General features: G+C 35.9%; 4 protein-coding genes. All 4 read right to left on the reverse strand.

Annotation, left to right across the window (positions count from 1 at the left end):
- Nucleotides 1–40: 40 nt before the first annotated feature.
- The 4 genes from Q0296_RS09385 to Q0296_RS09400 all read right to left on the reverse strand — a co-directional run bounded on the left by Q0296_RS09385 (nucleotide 41) and on the right by Q0296_RS09400 (nucleotide 3,192).
- The gene (locus Q0296_RS09385; protein ID WP_298039800.1) at nucleotides 41–1,252 is read right to left on the reverse strand and encodes a major outer membrane protein; all 1,212 of its coding nucleotides are present in this window, start codon (nucleotides 1,250–1,252) and stop codon (nucleotides 41–43) included.
- A gap of 269 nt (nucleotides 1,253–1,521) precedes the next feature.
- Nucleotides 1,522–1,962: a hypothetical protein gene (locus Q0296_RS09390; RefSeq protein ID WP_298039803.1), complete on the reverse strand. Its 441-nt coding sequence runs from the start codon at nucleotides 1,960–1,962 to the stop codon at nucleotides 1,522–1,524.
- Between the two features lie 124 nt (nucleotides 1,963–2,086).
- A complete protein-coding gene (locus Q0296_RS09395) occupies nucleotides 2,087–2,674 on the reverse strand; it encodes a hydrogenase-4 component G (RefSeq protein ID WP_298039807.1) in 588 nt (195 codons plus the stop codon).
- An 83-nt stretch (nucleotides 2,675–2,757) separates the two neighbouring features.
- Nucleotides 2,758–3,192, reverse strand: coding sequence for a DNA starvation/stationary phase protection protein (locus tag Q0296_RS09400; RefSeq protein ID WP_087583699.1), 435 nt, complete (start codon nucleotides 3,190–3,192; stop codon nucleotides 2,758–2,760).
- Nucleotides 3,193–3,327: the final 135 nt, after the last annotated feature.

The raw sequence follows: 3,327 nt of genomic DNA on the forward strand, positions 1-3,327 counted from the left end.
CGACCCGGGATTATATCATAAGTTGATTAATGAGCTAATATTAGAATGAGTATTTGGCTTCAAATCTGAATATGTCTTCGTTCTTTTTGTCATCAGCAACTTTTTTAGTTTTTAAAGCATAGAATGAACTAAATGCTAGCTTTTTATTGTATTGATAAGCAAACCTTGGTACAAATTCTTGGATTTTTTCTTTTACGTCTGCATTTACTCCGGCTATCTTAGTGTTGCCTTTTACATAATCTAGGCCAAAAGTAAATTTATCAAAAGTATATGCACTTTTTACATAGAAGAAGCTACCTTTTCCTTTTGCGTAAGTCCAATCAAATACTTCTTCACCAGCGTCTATTAGACCACCTTGATCTTCAAATGAGAATGCCGAAATAGCTTTATCTTGAGATTTCCAGCCGATATAACCACCAGCTAGATCAAGACCAAATAGTGAAGTTGAAAGTTCACCAGCATAGAAGTTACCATCATTGTAGCTAAGCTTGCTTTTTGCACTTTCATCAGCTGTACTATTTACATAGTTAAGTCTTGCGCCTAATTTTACATCATTAGTGATAGCAAAATTTAGTGAAACGTCTGCACCAAGTAGATCAGCTAGGTTTGTTAAACTAGCATACCATAGTTGGAAATTTACTGGATCATATGAACCAGCTATACCAGCTGCATATAGATTACCAACGTCATAAGTTGCAAAGTTACCTGTAGCTTTTTCATATAAACCACCATTATACCAACTGCTTCCCTCAAGTGCATCAAAAGCCAAGGCTGTTAGAGTTAAGCCTTCAATATCTTTATTTTCTATTCTAACACCTGTACCAACTGCGTCATCAGTAAAGTATGAACCAATAACTTGTTTACCAGCTGTTATAGTAGTGCCACCTATGTTGTAGCCTAGATAAAACTGATAAACATTAAATTTTCCAGTTGTATCAGTCTTATCTGTACCTGCAGTTACGTTATCACCAGAGTTATCAGAAGTATTATATCTAAAACCGATAACACCAAAGAAGTTATCGTCAATGGCAGCCTTGAAGTTGGTTATCATTCTGAATTGGTGATCTGCATCACTATCTTTTGTAACTTCTTTTGCTACTGTATCTTTTGTGTGAGTATTTGTATATCTATATCTTGCAAATCCTGAAAGATCTACATTTTTTATAGCTTCTTCAAGTGGAGTGGCACTCGCTACGCTTGAAAATGCACCTAAAGCAACCAAAGCGGCTAAACTAATTTTTGTTAGTTTCATTTTTTCTCCTTTTAAGGTTTTTGTGAGAACGATTATAGTCTATAAATTTTAATGTGAAGCTTAAAAAATCATAAATTTTTACATTTTTGTTACCGATTGTTTACCGATTTTAACCAAAAAGAGGTATATTTTGATAATTTTAACTTCGAAAGCGATATTTTTAAAAAGGGAGTAATAAAGAAAAAGGGGCGTTGCTTTGGCCCCTTAAAAGGAGTTCTAGTTTTGATTGCTGATGAAATTATATATGCTGGCAGTAAATCAACGGTAATCTAAAAAGAAATTTTCTCCTCTTTTGGTACTTCGATATTTGTTTTTATGCTTTTTCTTTTGATGATGACCTCATTTTGCGGCTTTCTGATCCCAGTAGTAAGCCCACGAGAGCCGCCTTCTTTGATAAGGATCATATCCACAAGCTTATCTGCGTAAAAAGTAGCGTAAACAAGATCGCCCTTGTCGTAGTAGTACCTATTTGCGCAAAAATTTGCTTTATTAAGCTTGTTATTTTTCGTATCGCTCGCCACTATCTCGTAGCAATACTTCGAGTCTTTGTAGGTTACCTCTTTTATAAAGCCTTTGATCGAGCTTTTTAGCTGTTTGGTTTGTGTATTTTGAACTGGTTTTTGTTTGCGAACTGGCGGATTGTCATCAAAGAACGAACATCCAAGAAACATAGAAGCCGCCGCCAAAGGAAGTAAAATTTTAGCTTTCATCTTTTCTCCTTATTTTAAAGGGCAAAGTATAGCTTCTAAGGTTAAATAATTTTGCTAGATTTGAAATTTGAGTTTTGTGCTTACATTATTATATGTAAATTTCTTGGGAGAGTTCCCAAGAAATTTAGGCTGATACGTTTAAGACGTTACCGCCAAGCTCGGCGATCTTTTTATCAAGTGTCTCAAGTGTCTTTTCGATAGTCTTTTGAGAAATTTCAGGTAGCTCACCACCCCAAATTTTCCTTGCATCTTCAAAGCCTTTTGCCACGCCCTCTCTGCCAGCTTTTAGCTTCTCGACATCATCTCCTGCGCCACTTAGCACAAAGCCAGCTATCCTCTCGGCTGTATTTGCGATACCAAAAAAGCCATTTTCACTAACTAGCTCACTTGCCTCATTGCTGCTTAGCTCTCCTAGAGCTTTGCCGTTGTATCCTATACCTGTTAGATCAAGACCAGATAAAATGTCTGATAAATTTTCAGGTACGTTAAAGCTTAGGCCGCCTTGTGCTAGTAAATTTGAGCTAGCGCTTTGAGTGATCTCTTTTTGATACTGCAAAAAGTAGCTATTTGAGATCTCTTTTGCACTTAAATTTGAAACATCGTGCTGCTTTTTAGAAACCTCTTTTTCATCTTTATGAAGTGAAATTTCTGATTTTACATTTTCTTTTACGCTTGAAGTGTTGTATGAACTTATGATTTGACTGATTTGCATATTTGGCTCCTTTAAGTTTATAAAAACTATATCGCCAAAAGGTGGAATTTATTTAGGATAAAGCGGGAGAGCCCCCGCTGTGATTATTTGCCAAGTGTTGCGTTTAGCATCCAGATGGCTTTTTCAAATTTAGCTATTTGATCTTGTGCGTACATCTGAGTTGTTGTATCGCCCTCTGCAAGCTCATCAAGCTTTTTAAACTCGCCTAAAAGATGCTTGTAGTCAGCCAAAACGATCTCTAAAACTTCAGTCGGAGTGTAGCTCTCTTTTGGCTCATGCTTGATGTGAGCGACTTTTGCTAGCTCCTCAGCCTTTGCGATAGGTCTGCCGCCAAGCATAAGAGCCCTTTCTGCTACCGCATCAAATATCTCACTCATATCTTCATAGGCTTTTTCTGTGTACTCATGGACGCTGAAAAACTGAATACCTTTTACGTTCCAGTGAAGATCGTGAAATTTGATGTAAAGTGCGTTTGCATCGGCTTGAATTGTATTTAACTGTAAAATAACTTTTGACATTTTGTCTCCTTCTTTATTATTTAAATGTGATGAAATTATATGCAGTTAGAGTTAATCGTTGGTTAATTAAGTAATAATTTTTATTATTTAATATAAATTTTGGCTACAAAATAAATTTATCTTGTAGCCAAAAGT

This window comes from uncultured Campylobacter sp., assembly GCF_937890585.1.
Taxonomy (GTDB): Bacteria; Campylobacterota; Campylobacteria; order Campylobacterales; family Campylobacteraceae; genus Campylobacter_A.